This is a genomic window from Streptomyces sp. NPDC003027, assembly GCF_053591435.1.
This window is the reverse complement of the sequence record NZ_JBSFTU010000059.1, coordinates 1-21833: the sequence shown is the minus strand read 5'-3', so window position 1 is coordinate 21833 and position 21833 is coordinate 1. Positions and strand designations below refer to the sequence as shown.

Annotated in this window: 15 protein-coding genes and 1 pseudogene; 9 read left to right on the top strand and 7 right to left on the bottom strand. The window is 72.0% G+C overall.

All coding sequences use genetic code 11. The features are described from left to right. The first annotated feature begins 38 nt into the window (after window positions 1-38). Window positions 39-1226: a PucR family transcriptional regulator gene (locus ACWDX6_RS28395; RefSeq protein ID WP_451487731.1), complete on the top strand. Its 1188-nt coding sequence runs from the start codon at window positions 39-41 to the stop codon at window positions 1224-1226. A 198-nt stretch (window positions 1227-1424) separates the two neighbouring features. Here ACWDX6_RS28395 and ACWDX6_RS28390 read toward each other — a convergent pair whose 3' ends face one another. Beyond that, window positions 1425-1844: a secondary thiamine-phosphate synthase enzyme YjbQ gene (locus ACWDX6_RS28390; RefSeq protein ID WP_451487730.1), complete on the bottom strand. Its 420-nt coding sequence runs from the start codon at window positions 1842-1844 to the stop codon at window positions 1425-1427. Window positions 1845-1947: 103 nt separating this feature from the next. On the opposite strand from ACWDX6_RS28390, the gene ACWDX6_RS28385 reads away from it, so the two are divergent. Further along, the gene (locus ACWDX6_RS28385; RefSeq protein ID WP_451487741.1) at window positions 1948-3021 is read left to right on the top strand and encodes an NAD(P)-binding domain-containing protein; all 1074 of its coding nucleotides are present in this window, start codon (window positions 1948-1950) and stop codon (window positions 3019-3021) included. A gap of 36 nt (window positions 3022-3057) precedes the next feature. Here ACWDX6_RS28385 and mltG read toward each other — a convergent pair whose 3' ends face one another. Beyond that, window positions 3058-3912 (bottom strand): endolytic transglycosylase MltG, encoded by an 855-nt coding sequence (gene mltG / locus ACWDX6_RS28380; RefSeq protein WP_451487729.1) that lies wholly within the window; start codon window positions 3910-3912, stop codon window positions 3058-3060. 286 nt (window positions 3913-4198) lie between these two features. Beyond that, on the bottom strand, window positions 4199-6055 hold the full coding sequence (locus tag ACWDX6_RS28375) for an ABC transporter ATP-binding protein (protein ID WP_451487728.1): 1857 nt from the start codon (window positions 6053-6055) through the stop codon (window positions 4199-4201). A gap of 95 nt (window positions 6056-6150) precedes the next feature. Between ACWDX6_RS28375 and ACWDX6_RS28370 the strand changes: the two genes are divergently transcribed. From ACWDX6_RS28370 to ACWDX6_RS28360, 3 genes are all read left to right on the top strand, one after another. Beyond that, the gene (locus tag ACWDX6_RS28370; RefSeq protein ID WP_451487727.1) at window positions 6151-6714 is read left to right on the top strand and encodes a MarR family winged helix-turn-helix transcriptional regulator; all 564 of its coding nucleotides are present in this window, start codon (window positions 6151-6153) and stop codon (window positions 6712-6714) included. A gap of 35 nt (window positions 6715-6749) precedes the next feature. Beyond that, entirely contained in the window at window positions 6750-9674 is a 2925-nt protein-coding gene (locus ACWDX6_RS28365) for an FAD-binding and (Fe-S)-binding domain-containing protein (protein ID WP_451487726.1), read from the top strand. 179 nt (window positions 9675-9853) lie between these two features. Continuing rightward, window positions 9854-11311, top strand: a complete 1458-nt coding sequence (locus ACWDX6_RS28360; protein WP_451487725.1) for a Gfo/Idh/MocA family protein — start codon at window positions 9854-9856, stop codon at window positions 11309-11311. A gap of 82 nt (window positions 11312-11393) precedes the next feature. Here the strand turns inward: ACWDX6_RS28360 and ACWDX6_RS28355 are convergent, their stop codons facing one another. After that, window positions 11394-13013 (bottom strand): peptide-N4-asparagine amidase, encoded by a 1620-nt coding sequence (locus tag ACWDX6_RS28355; RefSeq protein ID WP_451487724.1) that lies wholly within the window; start codon window positions 13011-13013, stop codon window positions 11394-11396. Window positions 13014-13223: 210 nt separating this feature from the next. Between ACWDX6_RS28355 and ACWDX6_RS28350 the strand changes: the two genes are divergently transcribed. Together ACWDX6_RS28350 and ACWDX6_RS28345 are read left to right on the top strand one after the other, a co-directional pair. Then, entirely contained in the window at window positions 13224-15092 is a 1869-nt protein-coding gene (locus ACWDX6_RS28350) for an ABC transporter transmembrane domain-containing protein (protein ID WP_451487723.1), read from the top strand. Continuing rightward, on the top strand, window positions 15089-16870 hold the full coding sequence (locus tag ACWDX6_RS28345) for an ABC transporter ATP-binding protein (RefSeq protein WP_451487722.1): 1782 nt from the start codon (window positions 15089-15091) through the stop codon (window positions 16868-16870). Before ACWDX6_RS28350 ends, ACWDX6_RS28345 begins: the two co-directional genes overlap by 4 nt. Before the next feature lie 83 nt (window positions 16871-16953). Here the strand turns inward: ACWDX6_RS28345 and ACWDX6_RS28340 are convergent, their stop codons facing one another. Next, entirely contained in the window at window positions 16954-17745 is a 792-nt protein-coding gene (locus tag ACWDX6_RS28340; RefSeq protein ID WP_451487721.1) for a metal-dependent hydrolase, read from the bottom strand. A gap of 131 nt (window positions 17746-17876) precedes the next feature. On the opposite strand from ACWDX6_RS28340, the gene ACWDX6_RS28335 reads away from it, so the two are divergent. Next, the gene (locus ACWDX6_RS28335) at window positions 17877-20390 is read left to right on the top strand and encodes a DEAD/DEAH box helicase (RefSeq protein WP_451487720.1); all 2514 of its coding nucleotides are present in this window, start codon (window positions 17877-17879) and stop codon (window positions 20388-20390) included. 73 nt (window positions 20391-20463) lie between these two features. Further along, window positions 20464-21327: an acyl-CoA thioesterase gene (locus ACWDX6_RS28330; protein WP_451487719.1), complete on the top strand. Its 864-nt coding sequence runs from the start codon at window positions 20464-20466 to the stop codon at window positions 21325-21327. Between the two features lie 12 nt (window positions 21328-21339). On the opposite strand, the gene ACWDX6_RS28325 is transcribed toward ACWDX6_RS28330, so the two are convergent. Then, window positions 21340-21510 (bottom strand): hypothetical protein, encoded by a 171-nt coding sequence (locus ACWDX6_RS28325; protein ID WP_451487742.1) that lies wholly within the window; start codon window positions 21508-21510, stop codon window positions 21340-21342. Between the two features lie 4 nt (window positions 21511-21514). Beyond that, window positions 21515-21652, bottom strand: a pseudogene (locus tag ACWDX6_RS28320) (IS630 family transposase); the annotation flags it as partial. Window positions 21653-21833: the final 181 nt, after the last annotated feature.

Below are 21833 nucleotides of genomic sequence, written 5' to 3'. Positions count from 1 at the left end.
GGAGCGGTGGTTTGGAAGCCTCGTCAGCGTGGCGCGACGTGCCACGAGAACGGATTCAGCAGTTCGCCGACCGGGCCCTGGAGCAGGTCCCCGAGCTGGCCCAGGACATCCTCGCCGAGATCCGGCGGGAGTACCCGGGCCTGGTGTTCATCGTCGACGAGTCCGGAGAGCCCAAGGCCTTGGTGGCGATCCGGCACGCGCTGGAGCTCTTCGTGGAGCAGATGATCACCGGCGCGGACCGGCCGAGCGCCATTCCCGAGATGTTCCGGGACTTCGGGCGCGGCGAGGTCGCGCACGGGCGCAGCCTGGACTCCCTGCAGGGGATCTACCGGCTGGGCGTGCGCCTTTCCTGGCGGCGCATGGCGGAGATCGGCCAGCAGGCTGAGATTCCGTCCTCAGCCATGTACGAGCTCGCCGAGTCCGCGTTCGAGTACCTCGACGTGATAGTGGCCCAGTCGGTACGCGGCTACGCCGAAGCCATCGCCCGCCAGGCCGGGGAGCGGCTGCGCCTGCAACGTCTTCTCGTCGATCTCCTGCTCGCCGAACACCGCTCGGATCCGTCCGCCGTCCTTGCCGACCGCGCGGCCGACGTGGGCTGGCACCTGCCCGAGAAGGTCGCGGTGGCCGTGCTGCTTCGCCCTGCCGCGGAGGCGGTCGCCCCGGCCGTGGGCGACGAGGTGCTGTTCGACATGGAGGGCGAGCGGCCGCGCCTCGTCGTACCGGACCCGGACGCCCCCGGACGCGCGGAGTTGCTGCACCGGGCAGTCGCCGGCTGGTCCGGCGCGATCGGCCCGTCGGTTCCCGTGGCCGAGGCCGCCACGTCGCTGCGGTGGGCCGACGCCGCCGTCGGGATGATCGAACAGGGCATGCTGCCGCGAGGGCGGCTCCTGCACTGCGGCGAGCATGTCGAAGCCCTGGTACTGCTGCCGGCAGGTGAGTTGATCGACGATCTGGCGCGAAGCAGGCTGGCGCGGTTGGACGAGTCCGGCGGACCGGCGCACGCCCACCGTCTCGCCGAGACACTGCTGACTTGGCTGGAAACGCGGGGAGGCGCCCCGGAGGTCGCCGCCCGGCTCGGAGTCCACCCGCAGACCGTGCGCTACCGGCTGAGACAGCTCCGCGAGTTGTGGGGCGACGACCTGGACGACCCGGACCGGCGCTTCGAACTGGAGCTGGTGCTCCGTACCCGACGGCTGCGCGGAGATCTCGTCCCGCCGCCTGACTGACCCCCGGGAAAGACGCCGGCGGACGGCCCGACACCTCGTGCCTGACAGCGTCCGCGGTCGCCACAGCCGGCGTGCTCCGAGCAAGCACTTTCCGCAGCCGTCGATCTCGTCCCTGGCGGTCGGGCGCATCTCTCTGCCGTTGCGCCGGAGCGTGAGGAGACGTGACGGCCACACCCAGGGCGACCTTGACCGGCCCGGTCAGCCCAGGAAGCTCAACCGCACCTGACGCTCCGGGTTGTCCCGATTCGTGTCCACCAGGCAGATCGACTGCCACGTCCCCAGTTCCAGGCGGCCACCCAGGACCGGGACCGTCGCGTGGGGAGGGACCAGGGCCGGGAGGACGTGGTCGCGGCCGTGGCCCGGGGAGCCGTGGCGGTGTTGCCAGCGGTCGTCGGCCGGGAGGAGGTGGTGGAGGGCCGCCAGGAGGTCCTTGTCGCTGCCCGCGCCGGTTTCGAGGATGGCCAGGCCGGCCGTGGCGTGGGGGACGAAGAGGTTGAGCAGGCCGTCACGCCCGTCGGCGGCTTCCGCGAGGAAGTCGGCGCACTCGGAGGTCAGGTCGGTGACGGTCTCGGTGTCGCCCGTGGTGAGGGTGAGGACGCGGGTCGTGAAAGTGGACATGAGGTCATCCTGCCGCCCCTTCCGCAAGATCACGCATCCGCGATCCGGGACGGGGAAGATCCGGGCCCCCACCCTCGTTGGTAGAACCGTGAACAATTTCCGGGTGCGCGGCATGGACGTGGTGGTCATCGGCGCCGGACAGGCGGGGCTTTCGGCCGCCTACCATCTGCGGCGGACCGGTCTGGAGCCGGACCGGGACTTCGTCGTCCTCGATCACGCCCCGCGGCCCGGCGGCGCCTGGCAGTTCCGCTGGCCCTCGCTCACGTACGGCAAGGTCCACGGCATGCACGCGCTGCCCGGGATGGAGCTGACCGGCGCCGACGGGAGCCGGCCCTCGTCCGAGGTGATCGGCGCGTACTTCTCCGCGTACGAGGAGCGCTTCGGCCTCCGCGTCCACCGGCCCGTCGAGGTCCGCGCGGTCCGGGACGGCGAGGGCGGCCGGCTGCTGGTCGAGACCTCGGAGGGTACGTACGCGGCCCGGGCGCTGATCAACGCGACCGGCACCTGGGACCGCCCCTTCTGGCCCCGCTACCCGGGGCAGGAGACCTTCCGCGGCCGTCAGCTGCACACCGCGAACTACCCCGGACCCGAGGAGTTCGCCGGGCAGCGGGTCATCGTGGTCGGCGGCGGCGCCTCGGGAACCCAGCATCTGATGGAGATCGCCGAGGTCGCCGCCGAGACCACCTGGGTGACCCGGCGCGAGCCCGTCTACCGCGACGGCCCCTTCGGCGAGGCGGAGGGCCGCGCGGCCGTCGCCATGGTCGAGGAGCGGGTACGCAGGGGTCTTCCGCCGCAGAGTGTCGTCTCCGTCACCGGGCTTCCGCTCACCGAGGCGATCAGGAGCGCGCGGGAGCGGGGGATCCTGGACCGCGGTCCGATGTTCGACCGCATCACGCCGACCGGCGTGGCCTGGGACGACGGCCGGACCGTCGACGCGGACGTGATCCTCTGGGCCACCGGCTTCCGGGCCGCGATCGACCACCTCGCACCGCTGAAGCTGCGCGAGCCGGGCGGCGGCATCCGCCTGGAGGGCACGCGCGCGGCCCGTGACGAGCGGATCCATCTCGTCGGCTACGGACCGTCGGCCTCGACGATCGGCGCCAACCGGGCCGGACGCACGGCCGTCACCGAGATCCGCCGGCTCCTCGACCGGGAGCCCGCCGCACTCTCCGGGTAGCCCGGAGAGAGCGATCAACCGCTCCGTGAGAAGTGGTCAACCGGCCGTCGCCGCCCGACGGTTCGCGTTGAACTCCGCCACGTTCTCCTCGTGCCGCGCGTAGTCGTTCGTGAACCGCGTGTCCCCCGGCTTCACCGTCACGAAGTACAGCCACTCCCCCGGCTCGGGCTCGATCGCCGCGGCCATCGCCTGTTCCCCCGGGTTCCCGATGGGCGTGGGCGGCAGCCCGGTCCGGTTGTACGTGTTGTACGTGTTCTCGATCCGGGTGTCCTCGTGCGTGGTGTCCACGGTGGAGCGCCCGAGGGCGTAGTTGAGGGTCGAGTCCATCTGGAGCGCCATGCCCCGGGCGAGGCGGTTGTAGACGACCCGGGCGACCTTCCCCATGTCCTCGGGGGTGTCGGCCTCCGCCTGGACGATGCTGGCGATGATCACCGTCTGGTGCAGGCTGACGCCGTTGCGCTGCGCGCCCGCGCTGATGTGGTCGGCGCCGAACCTCTTGCGCGCCGTGTCGACCATGTAGCGCAGCAGGGCGTCGGGGGTCGTCGAGGAGGTCACCGGGTAGGTCGCGGGGAACAGGTACCCCTCGGGGTTGCCTCCGGCCGCTTCGGGCAGTTTCAGCCCGGTGGCCCGGGCGCCCGCGGCCTTGCGGGTGGTGCCCGGGGCGAGGCCGAGGGAGCGGTCGACGGCGGTGTAGACCTGGGTCGCCCGCCAGCCCTCCGGGATGAGCAGGGTCCGCGTCTTCTCCACCCGGGGTGCGTCGCGGTGCGGAAGCAGGGGGACCGTGACGGCCGTGGCCACGACCAGGGCGGCGCACAGGATCAGGACCAGTTTGCCGCGCCGGGTCAGCCGGGTGCGTCGGCGGCGGTTCGCGTGCCAGGACCGGTACGTCATGGGCGCACGCTAACCCGGGGCAGGGGCGATTTCGGGGAGCGGGCACGCGGCGGCGCCGCCGTTCCCCTGGGACGGGGGACCGGCGGCGCCGTGCACTGCGATCGTCAGACGAGCCAGCCCAGGAAGTGGGCGACGCCGGCGAGCAGGTTGGTGATCACGTTCATGGTGGTGCTTCTCCTCGTACGTATGCGTGTGTGGGACAGCGCGGTCGCGGTCTGCAGCCCGTCGCTTGCGCACCGTAAGCATCATGCGCCGCAGGGGTGTGGGGCAACGAAAACCGGAACGATCACACGTTCTGGGGAACAACCGCTCCCACGTTCGTGTGTTCGCCGCCGGGTGCCGCCTCGGCGTCCCGGCGCACCAGCGCCGCGTACCGGCCCCCTCGGGCGAGGAGCTCGTCGTGTGTGCCTCGTTCGGCGATCCGGCCGGCTTCGAGGACCACGATCTGGTCCGCGTCGCGGACGGTGGAGAGCCGGTGGGCGATGGTGAGGGTGGTGCGTCCGGCGGAGAGCGCGTCGATGGCCTGCTGAACGGCGTGTTCCGTACGGGTGTCGAGCGCGCTGGTCGCCTCGTCGAGGATCAGGACGGGCGGGTCGCGCAGGATGGTGCGGGCGATCGCCAGGCGCTGCTTCTCACCGCCCGAGAAGCGGTAGCCGCGCTCGCCGACCAGGGTGTCGTAGCCGTCGGGCAGGGAGGCGATGTGGTCGTGGATCTGCGCGGCGCGCGCGGCGGCCTCGATCTCCTCGTCGGTGGCGTCCGGCTTGGCGAAGCGCAGGTTGTCGGCGACCGAGGCGTGGAAGAGGTACGTCTCCTGGGAGACGACGCCGACGGCCCGGGCGAGGGTGTCGAAGTCCAGGTCGCGCACGTCGACCCCGTCGATCAGCACCCGACCGCCGGTCACGTCGTAGAGCCGGGGCACCAGATAGCTGAGCGTGGACTTGCCGGAGCCGGTGGGGCCGACGACCGCGAGGCTGCCGCCGGCCGGGACCGTCACGTCGACGGCGTCGAGGGTGGGCCCGCCGGGCGCCTCCCGGTCGTAGCGGAACTCGACGTTCTCGAAGACCACCTCGCCGGCGATCTTCTCCAGCCGGACGGGGTCGTCGGACTCGGTGATGTCGACGGGGAGGTCGAGGTATTCGAAGATCCGCTGGAAGAGGGCGAGGGAGGTCTGCATCTGCACGCCGGTGGAGAGCAGGCTCACGGCGGGCCGGAAGAGGCCCTGCTGGAGCGAGACGAAGGCGACCAGCGTGCCCAGCGAGATGGCCGCGCCGCCCGACTGGAGGGCGAGGCCGGCGGCCCAGTAGATCAGCGCCGGCATGGCGGCCATGACGATGCCGATGGTGGACATCCGCCACCGTCCGGCCATGGAGGAGCGCACTTCGAGGTCGACGAGGCGCTCGGACTCCGCGGCGAATGAGGTGGTGAGCGAGTCGGCGCGGCCCATGGTCCGGCCGAGCAGGATGCCGCTGACGGAGAGCGACTCCGTGACGGTCGCGGCCATGGCGGCCATCTGCTTCTGGCGCTGGGTGGTGATCTTCTTGCGTTCGCGGCCGACGCGGCGGCTGATCCAGACGAAGACGGGCAGCAGGAGCAGCGAGACGACGGTGAGCCGCCAGTCCAGCGCGAGCATGGCGACGATGGTGGCGACGACGGCGGTGAGGTTGGAGACGAGGGAGGTGGCGGTCGAGGTGACCGTCGCCTGCATGCCGCCGATGTCGTTGGCTATCCGGGACTGGACCTCGCCGGTGCGTGTGCGGGTGAAGAAGGCGAGCGGCATCCGCTGGAGCTGGGCGTAGACGGCGGTGCGCAGGTCGTGCATGACGCGCTGGCCGACGGTGGTGGAGATCAGGGTCTGGAGCACGCCGAAGACGCTCGTGATCACGGCGGTGGCGATCATGCCGAGGGCGAGCAGCGTGAGCAGTCCCGTGCGGCCCTGCGGGATGGCGGTGTCCAGGATCTCCTTCAGGAGGAAGGGCGAGGCGACCGAGACCAGCGACGAGGCGCCGACGAGCACACCGACCAGACCGAGGCGGGCGCGGTACGGGCGGAAGAGCCGCAGGATGCGCCGCAGCTGTGCGGGCTCCTTCGGCTGCGCGGGATCACGCGCGGGAGGCGTCCAGGCGGACTCGTCATGGGGGTGCATGGGCTCCTACGAGGGGTGCGACAGGGAGAACGATCAGAGCATAGTGCATTGTTACCTACACTCACAATGAACCAGGTCCTGATATTGTTCCCGGCATGGACACTTCCGACGGTACGAGCACTCCGGCCACGCGCACAGCGGAGGCGGGTGCCCGGGACGCGCGTACGCGGGACGCGGGTGCCCCGGACGCGAGCAACCCGGGGAACGCGGGGCGCGCGGGGAACGCCGACGCCGACGGGCTCCTCGCCGAGCAGCTGCTCCGGCTCACCCGGCGCCTGCACCGCATCCAGAAACTGCATCTGGAGCCGGTCGGCATCACCCCCGCCCAGTCCCGGCTGCTGCGCACCGTCGCGCACTACGACCACCCGCCCCGGATGGCCGATCTCGCCGAACGCCTGGAGGTCGTCCCCCGCGCCGTGACCAGCCTCGTGGACGGCCTGGAGGCGGCCGGACGGGTCCGCCGCGTCGCCGATCCGACCAACCGCCGGGTCGTCAGGATCGAGCTCACGGACACGGGACGCGCGACGCTGCGGGCGTTGCGCAGCGCGCGCCGGGCGGCCGCGGAGGACATCCTGGCTCCACTGACCGTCGATCAGCGCGAGGTGCTCGGAGGTCTGCTGTCCGCCCTGGTCGACCCGTTGCCGGAGCGCCGCTGCTGACCCGACCGGGTGCCCCGCCGAAGGGGAGCCGACCCATGCCACTGCTGGAACCGAACCCGCAGGCCCTGCGACCCGGTACGAAGCGGAAGCCGGCCCCCGACCGGGTCCCCGATCTCCAGGCCCGGGGCACCCCCCGGCATCTGCGGGAGGAGCTCGCGGCGCTCATCGGCCCCGAGAAGGTGCTCTCCACCATCTCCGACCTGGTGGGGTACGCCTCCGACGCCAGTCCCTACCGGTTCGTCCCGCAGGTCGTGGTGGTCCCCGAGGACATCGACGACATCTCCGCGATCCTGTCGTACGCCCACGGCAAGGGGCGTGAGGTGGTCTTCCGGGCGGCCGGCACCAGCCTGAACGGCCAGGCGCAGGGCGAGGACATCCTCGTCGACGTGCGCAGGCACTGGGTGGGCGTCGACGTCCTGGACGGTGGCGCCCGGGCCCGGATCCGCCCCGGAACCATCCTGGCCCGGGCCAATGCCGCCCTCGCCCGGTACGGCAGGGTGCTCGGCCCCGACCCGGCCAGCGCCGTCGCCTGCACCATCGGCGGAGTCGTCGCCAACAACGCCTCAGGCATGACGGCCGGGACCGCCCGCAACTCGTACCGGACCGTCTCCTCGCTCACCTTCGTCCTGCCGAGCGGCACGGTCGTCGACACGGCCGACCCGGCGGCCGACGACACGCTCGCCCGCGCCGAGCCGCGCCTGTGCGAGGGCCTGCTGGCCCTCAAGGCCGAGATCGAGGCCGACCCGGGGCTCACGGCCCGCATCCGCGCCAAGCACACCCTCAAGAACACCAACGGCTACCGCCTGGACGCCTATCTCGACGGCGCCACACCCGTGGAGATCCTGCGCGGTCTGATGGTCGGCTCTCAGGGCACCTTCGGCTTCATCTCCGAGGTCGTCTTCGACACCCTGCCCCTGGACCGCGCCGTCTCCACCGCGCTGCTCCTCTTCCCCTCGCTGCCGGCCGCCGCCGGTGCCGTGCCCCGCTTCACCGAGGCCGGCGCCATCGCGGTCGAGCTGATGGACGGCAACACCCTGCGCGCCTCGGCCCGCGTCCCCGGGGCGCCGGCCGACTGGGCGGAGCTGCCCAGGGAGTCCGCCGCGCTCCTGGTCGAGTTCCGGGCCCCGGACGCGGCCGCCCTGGAGGCGTACGAGGAGGAGAGCGACCGGGTCCTGGAGGGGCTGGACCTGATCACCCCGGTCGCCTCCATCGACAACGCCTTCACCCGTGATCCGGGGACGATCGCCCGTCTCTGGAAGGCGCGGAAGGCGTTCGTGACCGCCGTGGGCGGCTCGCGCCCGCCCGGTACGACGCTGATCACGGAGGACTTCGCGGTGCCGCCCCACCGGCTCGCGGAGGCCTGTGCCGAGTTGCGCGACCTGCAGGCACGGCACGGCTTCGAGGCGGCCGTGGCGGGTCACGCCGCCCATGGGAACCTCCATTTCCTCCTCGCCTTCGACGCCGCCGACCCGGCCGCCGTCGAGCGGTACGCGTCGTTCATGGACGCGTTCTGCAAGCTGACCGTGGAGCGGTTCGACGGCTCGCTGAAGGCCGAGCACGCCACCGGCCGCAACCTCGCGCCGTTCCTGGAGCTGGAGTGGGGGCCGAAGGCCACCGAGCTGATGTGGCGGACCAAGGAGCTCATCGACCCGGACGGGATCCTCGCCCCCCGGATCGTCCTCGACCGGGACCCGCGGGCGCATCTGCGCAATCTGAAGACCATCCCGAAGATCGAGGCGATCGCCGACCCCTGCATCGAGTGCGGATTCTGCGAACCGACCTGCCCCAGCCGGGACCTGACGACCACACCACGCCAACGCATCGTGCTGCGGCGGGAGATGATGCGGCAGAGCGACGGTTCCCCGGTCGAGGCCGGCCTCCTCGCCACCTACGGCTACGCCGCCGTCGACACCTGCGCGGGAGACTCCACCTGCGGGCTCGCCTGTCCGGTCGGGATCGACACCGGTGCGCTGATGAAGGAGTTCCGGCACGCGCGGCACTCCCCCCGGGAGGAACGGATCGCCGCGCTCACCGCCCTGAACTTCCGGGCCGTGGAGGCCGCCGCCCGGCTCGCGGTCGCCGCCGGCGACCGGATCGGCGACCGGCTGATGGAATCGGTGACCGGGCTCGCACGCAGGGCGGTGCGGCCCGACCTCGTACCGGAGTGGCTGCCCGAGATCCCCGGTGCGGCGGCCCGTCGCCTGCCCCGCACCCACCGTCCGGCGGCGGTCGCCGTCTACTACCCGGCCTGTGTGAACCGCGTCTTCGGCGGGCCCGGGGAAGCGGGGGGTCCCTCACTCCCCGAGGCGGTGGTGCGGGTCTCCGCCCGTGCCGGAAAGCCGGTGTGGATCCCGGACGACGTGGCCGGTACGTGCTGCGCGACGATCTGGCACTCCAAGGGGTACGAGCGCGGCACCGCGGTGATGGCCAACCGGATCGTGGAGGCGGCCTGGGGCTGGACGGCGGGCGGACGGCTCCCGCTGGTCGTCGACGCCTCCTCCTGCACGCTCGGCATCGCTCACGAGGTGGTGCCCTACCTCACGGACGACAACCGGGAGTTGCACGCGGAGCTGACCGTGGTCGACTCGCTGGTGTGGGCGGCCGACGAGCTGCTCCCGCGGCTCGACGTGCGCCGCAGGCTCGGTTCGGCGGTGGTCCATCCCACGTGCTCCATGCTCCACCTGGGTGACGAGGACCGGCTGACGGCCCTCGCCGCGGCGTGCGCGGACGACGTCGTCGTACCGGAGGACGTGGGGTGCTGCGCCTTCGCGGGCGACCGCGGCATGCTCCATCCGGAGCTGACGGCCGCCGCCACCGCGCGCGAGGCCGCCGAGGTGACGGCCCGCCCCTTCGACGCGCACCTGTCGGCGAACCGGACGTGTGAGATCGGCATGGACCGGGCGACCGGGCGGCGTTACGAGTCGGCGCTCCTCGCCCTGGAGCGTGCCACCCGGCCCTGACGGCCGGAGGCGCCCGACGCGGAGGGTCCCCCACCGACAGGGTGGGGGACCCTCGTCGTTCCCGGGCACCGGCAACCGGAGGTGAAGAGTCCAACCACCCGTCGCAAGAGTCCAATCCGCGCCCTTGCGCACCACGAACCTCAACGGCCAGGGTCCTGTGCGGGATTCATGAACCAGCCATGCACACCGCAACCGGAGGTTCGATGAACGACAACGCACCACAGCCCCCGAGCCGCCGTTCCGTACTCCGGACCACGGCCGGCGCGGCCGGAGCCGGCCTCGGCCTCGGCGCCCTGAGCGGCGCTCCCGCCCACGCCGCTGCCGACGCCACCGCCGCCCACACCCCTGCCGCCGGCCACGCCGAAGAGGCGGCGCGGACACCGCCGCGCACAGGCGCCACCATGGCCGGCGTCCCCTTCGAGGGCCGCTCCACCGTCCGGATCGGCATCATCGGTCTCGGCAACCGCGGCGGCAGCATGATCGACCTGTTCCTCGCCCTGCCCGGGGTGCGGGTGGTCGCCCTCTGCGACCCGGTGAGGGCGAAGACGGAGCGCGCCGCGGCGAAGGTCGTCGCCGCCGGGCAGCCCTCCCCCGCCGTGTACACCCACGGCGAGGACGACTACGAGCAGCTCTGCGAACGCTCCGACCTGGACTTCGTCTATGTGGCCACTCCCTGGCACCTCCACTTCCCGATGGCGCGGGCGGCGATGCTGAACGGCAAGCACGTCGGCGTCGAATGTCCGGTCGCGATGCGGCTCGACGAGCTGTGGCAGCTGGTCGACCTCTCCGAGCGGACCCGCCGCCACTGCATGCAGTTGGAGAACTGCTGCTACGGCCGCAACGAGATGCGGGTGCTGCGGATGGCCCACGCCGGGAAGTTCGGCGATCTGCTGCACGGTGCGGGCGCGTACAACCACGATCTGCGGGAGCTGATGTTCTCGCCGACGTACTACGAAGGCCCCTGGCGCCGCTTGTGGCACACCCGGTTGCGCGGTGATCTCTATCCCAACCACGGTTTCGGTCCGGTCGCCAACTACATGGACGTCAACCGGGGCGACCGGGTCGTCAGCATCAGCAGCTTCGGGACGCCTGCGCTCGGTCTGGCCCGGTACCGGGCCGAGCGGATGCCGCCGGGCGACCCGAGCTGGAAGGAGACGTACATCGGGAGCGACCGGACGATCAGCCTGGTCCAGACGGCGAAGGGCCGGGTGATCCGCCTGGAGCACGACGTCTCGACCCCGCACCCGTACAGCCGGATCAACAGTCTCGGCGGTACGCGCGGTGTCTTCGAGGACTATCCGGCGCGGATCTATCTGGAGCCCGACCACAAGGGTCATCAGTGGGGCGACTTCTCGGCGTACGCCGGCGAGTTCGACCACTGGCTCTGGAAGGAGCACGCCAACCCGCCCGGCGGGCACGGCGGCATGGACTACATCATGCTCTTCCGGCTGATGCAGTGCATGCGGCTGGGGCTCGTTCCGGACTTCGACGTGTACGACGCGGCGACCTGGACCGCTCCGGTGCCGCTCAGTGACGCCTCGATCAAGGCGAAGGGCGCGCCTCAGGCGATCCCGGACTTCACCCGGGGCGAGTGGCGCAGGGCGAGGTCCGGGGTGGACTCGGCCAGGCCGGCGTAGCGCGCGGCGACGCGGGGCCCGGCGCGCGGCAGCCGGGCCCCGCGCGCCGGAGGGGGCGGCCGAGGCTGGGGGACGGCGGCCCTCAGCAGCGAAGACGGTCCTCCGTGAGGGTGCCCTGCGCCGTCCTGAGGGTCCGGTCGTAGCAGCCGCCGGAGCCGTACAGCCGGTACCGGTCGGTCGTCGTGCCGATCGCGTGCCGCTGATCACGGGGCACGCCCGTGGTGTAGGTGGCGTCGCCCGCGTAGCTGTGGTCGAGGCGCGAGAAGGACATCCGCTCGCCGCCGCGCAGGACGACGGTGTCGGCCCGGTCGCCGAGCGCGAGCACGGTCCGCAGCCGGTCGCCGGCGCCGACCGTGGTCTCGCCGTCCATGGTGTACGTGCGGTGGGTGCGGGTGGTGGTGCGTCCGGCGGTCACGGTCTCGTGGTCGGTCCACCGCGCGGTGAGCGCGTCGGGGTTCTCGCCCTCGCCCCAGCGGTGGACGGAGGTGTGCGCGACGGTGCGGGTGACCGTGGTGTCGACGCGGCCGTGCGAGGTGTCGAGGTGGCCGGCGACGGTGAGCCGGTGTCCGGCGTCCGTCTCCAGACGGTGTTCCGAACCGGGTGTGTGGACCGAGGAGTTGCGCGGGGCGCTGTCCTCGTGACGGTCGAGCGAGCCGGTGACGACCGTGCTGCCCTCGTCCTGCCAGAGCAGCACGTTGGTCGGGGTGCTCCAGCCGGTCTGCCCGGCCGGGACGCCGAGCACCGACACCTCGACGCGGTGCGCGCGGCCGTCGTTGAGGAGACCGGCGAAGGGCGTCAGGTCGTAGACGATCGGCTGGACGTCGAAGGCGCGCGGGCCGGGGGTGACGTACCAGAGGAAGGGGTTGGACCAGCCGCCGGTCCAGACCGTGGGGAACGGGGCGGCGATGCCCGCGAGCCTGCCGTCGACGGAGACCCGGACCTCGCGGTAGGGGCCGTCGGTCGCCTTGCAGGAGTACGGGGCGGTGTCGGGGACGGTCAGGTACCAGTACTCCTCGCAGCCGCCGCCGGAGCCGGTGGCGTACACCTCGGCGAGGATGCGTTCGGTGTTGCGGGGAGTGGTCAGGCTGGTGGAGTGCAGGGGGATCACCCGGTCGGGGGTGTCCGCCGCGGGCTTCACCGGCCCTCGCGCCGTGGAGAAGGTGAGCGTGACGCGGACGTCGAGAACACCGGTGTACGTCTCGTTCACGACATTGCCGATGAGCATCTCGACGGGCTGCGGGCGGCTGAGCGTGTCGCGGTAGCGGGTGACGTCCTTCTCGACCGACCAGCGGATGCCGTCGGGCGAGGGCTGGGGGGTCGAGGTGCGGAAGATCTCCACGCCGCCGACCGCGACGTGGCCGAGCCGGTCGTACTGCCGGCCCTTCACCTGCCCGTCGAGGCGGAGCACGACCTTGCTCCAGCGGGTGCCGCACTTTTCGGGAGGGGTGTAACTCCCCTTGTACGGCGTGAAGTCACGGAACTGGGCGGCGGCGAGGGTGATCTCGCAGGAGGGGGTGGCCGGCTTGGCGACCGGCGGCGCCGCGGTCACCGGGTCGTGCCAGTCGCTGGTGAACTCGGCCGGGGGCGCGTCGGCCGGAGCGTGGGCGGAGGCCGGGTGCGCCGCCGCGGGGTGAGCGGTGAGCAGGGCACCGGCGGCCAGCACCAGGCCGCTGATCATGCCCATGATCCTCTGATGTCTCATGGGTCGCGAGTGAAACGCGGGTGGCCCGGAGCGTCCAGAGGGCGCTGTCGGATCTTGGCGCGTTCTGTGCCTGATTGCGAATAAATCAATTGCCGTTCGCCGTCCCCGGCGCGAACCTTGCACGGTTCGAACCGACCGGCCACAAGCCGACGAGCCACCGGACCACTGGACCACCCGGACCCCCGGACCACCGGAAGACCCTGGGACGACATGCAGATTCGCGAACTACCCTACGCCGACCCAGGGGTCCCCGATGTCCGTTCGGGCACCCGGTTCCTCCTCTGGCTCGGCCGCAACCAACTCGGCGGACAGGTCAGGAGCCTGCTGTGGGGGCTCCTCCTCCAGTTCGGCATCGCGGGGCTGCCGCTCGCCGTGGGCCTGTCCGTGCAGGCGGTCGTCGACCGCGACGGCGGGCGGCTCGGGCTCGCGGGCGGTCTCCTCGCGCTGCTCGGCGCGGCGATCGCCGTCGGCGACATGATGCTCCACCGCACCGCCGTCACGAACTGGATCACCGCCGCCGCCCGGGTGCAGCAGCTGCTCTCCCGCAAGACCGCCGAGCTCGGCTCCGTCCTGACCCGGCGGGTCGCCGCGGGCGAGGTCGTGGCCGTCTCCACCGGTGATGTCGAGAAGATCGGCTGGTTCGTCGAGGCGCTGTCGCGGTTCGCCGCGGCGGCCACCACCCTGGTGGTCGTCTGCGTGGCCCTGGTGGTCTACCAGCCCGCGCTCGGTGTCCTGGTCGCGGTCGGCGTACCGGTCCTCGCCCTGGCCGTGCTGCCGCTGCTGCCGCGCGCCACGCGCCGGGCCGACGTCCAGCGCGAGAAGGCGGGCAAGGCCACCGAACTGGCCTCCGACACCGTGGCGGGGCTGCGGGTGCTGCGCGGCATCGGCGGCGAGGAGCTCTTCCTCGGCCGCTACCGCGCCGCCTCCCAGGAGGTGCGCCGGGCCGCCGTACGCAGCGCCCGCATGTGGGCGCTGATCGCGGCGATCCAGGTGATGCTGCCGGGCGTCCTGCTCATCGCCGTGGTGGCGTACGGGGCGCGGCTCGCCCTGGACGGCCGGATCACCGTCGGTGAACTGGTCACCGTCTACGGCGCGGTGGCGCTGACCCACCATCCGCTGCGGAACTTCGAGGAGATCGCCATGGCGTTCTCCTTCTCCCGGCCGTCCGCGACGCGGGCCGCCCGGGTGCTGGCGCTGACACGCACGTCGACGGTGTCGGAGGCGCGCGACGAGACGAAGGCGTCCGGTGATCTGTACGACCCGGCCACCGGGCTGCTCGCCCCCGCGGGTCGCTTCACGGCGGTCGTCTGCGGCGATCCGGACGCGGCCGGACGGCTCGCCGACCGGCTGGGCGGCCATCCCGTCGAGCCGGGCGAGGGCCACACCTCCGTCCTGCTGGGCGGCGTACCGCTCGACGAGCTGACGCTCGACGCCGCGAGGACCGCCGTCCTCGTCCAGGACAAGGATCCCGTCCTGCTCTCCGGCACCCTCCAGGACCTGCTCGACGTTCCCTCGTCGGGCGCGGTCCGGGCGGAGGACGCCCTGTCCGCCGCGCAGTGCGGGGATGTGCTCGACGCCCTCGCCCAGGGGTCGGCGGACACCGGAGGCGACCCGATGAGGGCCCGGATCACCGAGCGCGGCCGGTCGCTCTCCGGCGGCCAGCGCCAGCGCCTGGCCCTGGCCCGCTCCCTGGTGACCGACCCGGAGGTGCTGGTCCTCGACGAGCCGACCTCGGCGGTCGACTCGCACACCGAGGCCCGGGTGGCGGCCGGTGTCAGACGCCTGCGCGAAGGCGCCACGACCGTGGTCCTGGCCTCCTCGCCGCTCCTGCTCGACCTCGCGGACCGGGTCGTCCTGATCCACGAGGACGAGGTGGTGGCGGTGGGGACGCACCGGGAGCTGCTGCGCGACGAGCCGCGCTACCGGGCCGTCGTCACCCGCGAGACCGAGGACGAACGCGCGGCCGCCGCCGCACCCGGCGCGGAGCGTGAGGCCCCAGGGGAACGCGAGGCCGGTGAGGAGCTCGCGGACATGGAAGAGATCGAAGAGATCGAAGAGCTGGAAGGAGAGTCGGCATGATCGGCCTGGCGCCACCGGCGTACGACCCGGCGGCCCCGCGGACGGCGACGACCCTGCCCGTCGGCACGGCCGCGACCGTCCGCGCGTACGTACGCGAGCTGCTGCGCCGCCACCGCGGGGCGTTCGCCCTGCTCGTCGGCGTCAACGCGGTCGCCGTGATCGCCTCGATGGCCGGTCCCTACCTCCTCGGCGCGCTCGTCGAGCGGCTCGCCGACGGTGCGCGCGATCTGCGGCTGGAGCACACCGTCGCCCTGTTCGCGGTCGCCCTCGTCGTCCAGACGGTCTTCGTACGGCTGGTGCGGCTGCGGGGCGCGATGCTCGGCGAGGAGATGCTCGCCGATCTGCGCGAGGACTTCCTGGTGCGCTCCGTGGGGCTGCCGCCGGGCGTCCTGGAGCGGGCCGGGACCGGCGACCTGCTCTCCCGTATCACCACCGACATCGACCGGCTGGCCAACGCGATGCGCGAGGCCGTGCCGCAGCTCGCCATCGGGGTGGTCTGGGCGGGGCTGCTGATCGGCGGACTCGCCGTGACCGCGCCGCCGCTCGCGGTCGCGATCCTGATCGCCGCTCCGCTGCTGATCGTCGGCTGCCGCTGGTACTTCAAGCGGGCGCCCTCGGCCTACCGCTCGGAGGCCGCCGGTTACGCCGCGGTCGCCGGGGCGCTGGCCGAGACGGTCGACGCGGGCCGCACGGTCGAGGCGCACCGCCTCGGCGCCCGCCGGATCGCCCTGTCCGACCGGCGGATCGCCGAGTGGACGGCGTGGGAGCGGTACACGCTCTTCCTGCGCTCGGTGCTCTTCCCCGTCATCAACCTCACCCATACGACGGTGCTGGCCGCCGTGCTGCTGCTCGGCGGCGTGTTCGTGCTGAAGGGCTGGATCAACGTCGGGCAGCTGACGACGGGAGCGCTCCTCGCCCAGATGCTGGTGGATCCGATCGGCATCGTGCTGCGCTGGTACGACGAGCTCCAGGTGGCCCAGGTGTCGCTGGCGCGGCTCGTCGGCGTCCGGGACATCGAGCCGGACGCGGGCGACGAGGACGTACGGCCCGACGGGCGTACGGTCCGGGCGGACGAGGTGCGCTTCGGCTACCGCGAGGGCGTCGACGTCCTGCACCGGGTGTCGCTGGACGTCCCTCCCGGCACCCGGCTGGCGCTCGTCGGCCCGTCAGGCGCGGGCAAGTCGACGCTCGGGCGGCTGCTCGCGGGCATCTACGCCCCGCGCTCGGGCACGGTCACCCTCGGCGCCGCCGAGCTGGCCAGGATGCCGGCCGAACGGGTCCGCGAGCACGTGGCCCTGGTCAACCAGGAGCACCATGTCTTCGTCGGCTCGCTGCGGGACAACCTCCTGCTGGCCAGGACGGGCGCGGCGGACGCCGAGCTGTGGGCGGCGCTCGGCGCGGTCGACGCGGACGGCTGGGCGCGCGGGCTCGACGAGGGCCTGGACACGGAGGTGGGCTCGGGCGGGGTGGCGCTGACTCCGGCGCAGGCCCAGCAGATCGCCCTGGCCCGGCTGGTCCTCGCCGACCCGCACACGCTGGTCCTGGACGAGGCGACCTCGCTCCTGGACCCGCGGGCCGCCCGCCACCTGGAGCGCTCGCTCGCCCGGGTCCTGGACGGCCGCACGGTGGTGGCGATCGCCCACCGGCTGCACACCGCCCACGACGCGGACGTGATCGCGGTCGTCGAGGACGGCCGCATCAGCGAACTCGGCAGCCACGACGAACTGGTGGCGGCCGACGGGGCGTACGCGGCGCTGTGGAGGTCCTGGCACGGCTGACGTCCTGGCACGGCTGGCAGAGACCGCCTCGCGTCTGGATCATGCCGGGCTCTCGGGCTCCGGCATGATCCCGACGAGAGGCCCTAGATGAAGCCCAGCGCCGCCGCTCCGCCGACTCCGCCGAGGAGCATGAACGCCGGCATGAGGACCTTCAGCTCGACCCAGCTGCCCGCGCGGAAGCGCATGGGCTTCGGCGGCCCCACGGGGTACCAGCGCTTGCGGCCCACCGGGATGGGCCACAGGATCGGGCAGCCGGAGACCGTCAGGGCGTCGCCGATGTCGTGGACGAGCGCGCCGAGGACGACCGGCAGGCCCAGCCAGAGGTACTCCTGGCCGGGGCCGGTGAACAGCCAGTCCGAGCCGTTGCCCGGCTGGTCGAGGACGCCCGCCAGGATCCAGGCGCTGGTGGCCCCGAGCAGCCAGACCAGGACGTCGCTGGACATCCGCGCGGCCCGCCAGAGCAGGCCCTCGACGGCCAGGACGAGGTGGACGAAGAGGATCGCGAGGACCGCCCAGCGGCCGCCGGTGATCGCCGCGACGGACGCTCCCGCGCCGATGAGGACGGCCCAGAGCCAGGTGTGGGTCAGCGTGCGGTGCCCGCCGGACCTGCGGGGGTCGGCGGAGGAGCGGGTCGCCTTGTAGACGGCGTACGAGAGCTTGTCGACGATCTCGCACAGGCCCCGGGAGATGGGACCGAAGGCGCGCGAGATGGTGGCGGACTTGTGGTCGAGGTCCGGGGCGAGGGCCGCTCCCGCGCAGAGGAGCGCTCCGACGACGAGAACCGGCCATGGCATCGGATGGCCTGCGGCGGCCGCCGCGGCTCCGACGCCCAGCCAGGCCGCCGCTCCGGACAGCGAGTGCGCCGGTCCCATCATGCTCGTCCCCGCCCCGTTCCTCCCGCGCCGGCGCCCAGTTGACGACCGGTCGACGCGCCAGCGTATCCTCCGTGATCTTGTATGCGGTGGCCGGTTCCCTCATCCGGGCGGATGCCAGGCAAGATGGGGGCGTGACCCTCATCGATCAGCTGCCGCCGAACGCCGACCCCGACGCCCTCTTCGAGGCTTTCTCCTCATGGGCGGAGGACCGGGGCATCACGCTCTACCCGGCCCAGGAGGAGGCGCTGATCGAGGTGGTCTCCGGGGCCAACGTGATCTTGTCCACCCCTACCGGCTCGGGAAAGTCGCTGGTCGCGGCGGGGGCGCACTTCACGGCACTGGCTCAGGACAAGGTGACGTTCTACACCGCGCCGATCAAGGCCCTGGTGTCGGAGAAGTTCTTCGACCTGTGCAAGCTCTTCGGCACCGAGAACGTCGGCATGCTGACCGGCGACGCCTCCGTGAACGCGGACGCGCCCGTGATCTGCTGCACGGCCGAGGTGCTGGCCTCGATCGCGCTGCGGGACGGCAGGTACGCCGACATCGGCCAGGTCGTGATGGACGAGTTCCACTTCTACGCGGAGCAGGACCGCGGCTGGGCCTGGCAGATCCCGATCCTGGAGCTCCCCCAGGCACAGTTCGTGCTCATGTCGGCCACGCTCGGTGACGTCTCGATGTTCGAGAAGGACCTGACCCGGCGCACGGGCCGCCCCACCTCGGTGGTCCGCTCGGCGACCCGGCCGGTGCCCCTCTCGTACGAGTACCGGCTCACGCCCATCACGGACACCCTGACCGAGCTCCTTGAGACCAAGCAGGCTCCGGTCTACATCGTGCACTTCACGCAGGCGCAGGCCGTCGAGCGCGCGCAGTCGCTGATGAGCATCAACATGTGCTCGCGCGAGGAGAAGGACAAGATCGCCGAGCTGATCGGCAGCTTCCGCTTCACCACCAAGTTCGGCCAGAACCTCTCGCGGTACGTGCGCCACGGCATCGGCGTCCACCACGCCGGCATGCTGCCCAAGTACCGCCGTCTCGTCGAGAAGCTGGCCCAGGCGGGCCTGCTGAAGGTGATCTGCGGTACGGACACGCTCGGCGTGGGTGTCAACGTGCCCATTCGTACGGTGCTGTTCACGGCGCTGACGAAGTACGACGGCAACCGGGTGCGGACGCTGCGCGCCCGGGAGTTCCACCAGATCGCGGGCCGGGCCGGGCGGGCGGGCTTCGACACGGCCGGTCTGGTGGTCGCGCAGGCTCCCGAGCATGTCATCGAGAACGAGAAGGCGCTCGCGAAGGCGGGCGACGACCCGAAGAAGCGCCGCAAGGTGGTGCGGAAGAAGGCCCCGGAGGGGTTCGTCGCCTGGAGCGACACGACCTTCGAGAAGCTGATCGGCGCCGAGCCGGAGCCGCTGACCTCCCGTTTCAAGGTCACCAACATCATGCTGCTGTCGGTGATCGCCCGGCCGGGCGACGCGTTCCAGGCGATGCGCAAGCTCCTGGAGGACAACCACGAGCCGCGCAAGGCGCAGCTGCGGCACATCCGGCGGGCCATCGCGATCTACCGTTCGCTGCTCGACGGCGGAGTGGTGGAGCAGCTCGACAAGCCGGACGCCGAGGGGCGCACGATCCGGCTCACCGTCGACCTCCAGCAGGACTTCGCGCTGAACCAGCCGCTGTCCACGTTCGCGCTCGCGGCGTTCGACCTGCTGGACCCGGAGTCGCCGTCCTACGCCCTGGACATGGTCTCGGTGGTCGAGTCGACCCTGGACGATCCTCGCCAGATCCTGGCCGCCATGCAGAACAAGGCGCGCGGCGAGGCGGTCGGTCGGATGAAGGCGGACGGCGTCGAGTACGAGGAGCGCATGGAGCGGCTCCAGGACATCTCGTACCCGAAGCCGCTGGAGGAGCTGCTCTGGCACGCGTACGAGGTGTACCGGAAGTCCCACCCGTGGGTGGGTGACCACCCGGTGTCGCCGAAGTCCGTCATCCGCGACATGTACGAACGGGCGCTGTCCTTCACGGAGTTCACGTCCTGGTACGAGCTGGCGCGGACCGAGGGCATCGTGCTGCGCTACCTCGCGAGCGCGTACAAGGCGTTGGACCACACGATCCCGGACGATCTGAAGACCGAGGATCTGACGGACCTGATCGAGTGGCTGGGCGAGATGGTGCGGCAGGTGGACTCCTCGCTGCTCGACGAGTGGGAGCAGCTCGCCAACCCGGAGGTGGAGACCGCCGAGGAGGCGCAGGAGAAGGCCGACCAGGTCAAGCCGGTCACGGCGAACACCCGCGCCTTCCGGGTCCTCGTACGCAACGCGATGTTCCGCCGGGTGGAACTGGCGGCCCTGGACAACGTGGACGCGCTGGGTGAGCTGGACGCGGAGTCCGGCTGGGACGCGGACGCGTGGGGCGACGCGATGGACGCGTACTGGGACGAGTACGACGATCTCGGTACGGGTCCCGACGCGCGCGGTCCGAAGCTGCTCTCCATCGAGGAGGACACGGCCCACGGTCTGTGGCGCGTCCGGCAGACGTTCGCCGATCCGAACGGCGACCATGACTGGGGCATCAGCGCGGAGGTGGATCTGGCGGCCTCCGACGAGGAGGGCCGCGCGGTGGTCCGCGTGACGTCCGTCGGACAGCTGTAGCCGGGGTTCGTATCCGGAGTTCGCAGCCGGGGTTTGTAGCCGGGGTTTGTAGCCGGGTTTAAGGAGCGCAGTCGTGACCAGTCCCGCCGAGAGTCTCGTCGACCTGCTCGATCTGGAGCAGATCGAGGTCAACATCTTCCGTGGCCAGAGCCCGCAGGAGTCGCTGCAACGGGTGTTCGGCGGCCAGGTCGCCGGCCAGGCCCTGGTGGCCGCGGGCCGCACGACCGAGGGCGACCGGCCGGTGCACTCGCTGCACTCCTACTTCCTGCGGCCGGGGCGCCCGGGCGTCCCGATCGTGTACCAGGTGGAGCGGGTGCGGGACGGCCGTTCGTTCACCACGCGCCGGGTCACGGCGATCCAGCAGGGCCGCACGATCTTCAACCTGACGGCCTCCTTCCACCTGCCGGAGGAGGCCGGGTTCGAGCACCAGTTGCCGCCGCGGCACATGACGGACCCGGAGACGCTGCCGAAGCTCGCGGACGAGATCCGCGACCACCTGGGGACGCTGCCCGAGTCGCTGGAGCGGATGGCGCGGCGCCAGCCGTTCGACATCCGGTACGTGGACCGGCTGCGCTGGACGAAGGAGGAGGTCAGGGACGCGGACCCGCGCAGCGCGGTGTGGATGCGCGCGGTGGGCCCGCTGGGCGACGACCCGCTGGTGCACACCTGCGCGTTGACGTACGCCTCGGACATGACGCTCCTGGACGCGGTCCGCATCCCGGTGGAGCCGCTGTGGGGGCCGCGCGGCTTCGACATGGCGTCGCTGGACCACGCGATGTGGTTCCACCGGCCGTTCCGTGCGGACGAGTGGTTCCTGTACGACCAGGAGTCCCCGATCGCGACGGGCGGCCGCGGCCTGGCGCGCGGCCGGATCTACGACCGCGAGGGGCGGCTGCTCGTCTCGGTGGTGCAGGAGGGCCTGTTCCGGAAGCTCTGAGCCAGTGCCGCATCAGGCGACGTTCGCCCTGTCAACCACATCACGTAGCCGTTCGTCGGCGGCGTGCTTGTTCCGCCAGATGACGTAGCGGCGGATCATGCTGCCCTGCTCCTCGTGGCTGGCACAGACGCCCTCCTCGCGGGGCAGGACCCGAAGGCCCTCGTGGCCGATGTCGTCGACCACCCCTCGGCGACCAGGAAGCGCGGACAGCAGCACCCTGGGCCCGCCGCCAGGTCACCACCGACCCGGTGCCCCTGCGGATGGTCCGCAGCAGCCGCCGTCCCTCGTCGGCATCGACCTCGCGGACACGTACTCGTTCGGCCACCAGCACAGCGTGCCGGACACGCGCCGCCGGAGTGGAATCCGGACGGCGCGTCACCTCAGCACAGCACACGGGTCACTGATGCGGCGCTAGGGTCTTTCGTTTGGATCAGGCCGGATCAGGGAGCGGGGTCTGGTGCCGTGGATCGCAAGGCGGAGGAGGGAGTCAACGCGGAGCGTTGGCG